This window comes from Aeromonas sp. 25-248, from assembly GCF_053005425.1.
The window spans coordinates 1-324 of record NZ_JBRKTB010000034.1; the positions used below are offsets into that span (position 1 = coordinate 1).

At 50.6% G+C, this 324-nt stretch carries 1 rRNA gene; it reads left to right on the forward strand.

The window, feature by feature from the left end:
• Window positions 1–67 (forward strand): 16S ribosomal RNA (locus ACVDHI_RS20755); the annotation flags it as partial.
• Window positions 68–324 lie beyond the last annotated feature (257 nt).

A 324-nucleotide genomic window follows, 5' to 3' on the forward strand; every position in this document is an offset into this window, starting at 1 on the left:
ATTCATGACTGGGGTGAAGTCGTAACAAGGTAACCCTAGGGGAACCTGGGGTTGGATCACCTCCTTACCTTAAGATGCCGACGTTGTTGAGTGTTCACACAGATTGCCTTGATTCAAACTAGTTAGAGCAAAGACCTGATGCGAAAGCGTCAGTGCTTGTTTGGTCGAAAGACCAGATGAGAGAAGCCCGTTCGTTGGGTTGGGATGTGAATAGCGGCGCAAGCAGCTACCCGATTCAGAGTTAGCAATAACAACGAACAGCGCTAAAGGCCGCTAGCCTCGCAGGCTCGGCGTCGCCTTTACGAAAATCATTGCGAAGTGTCC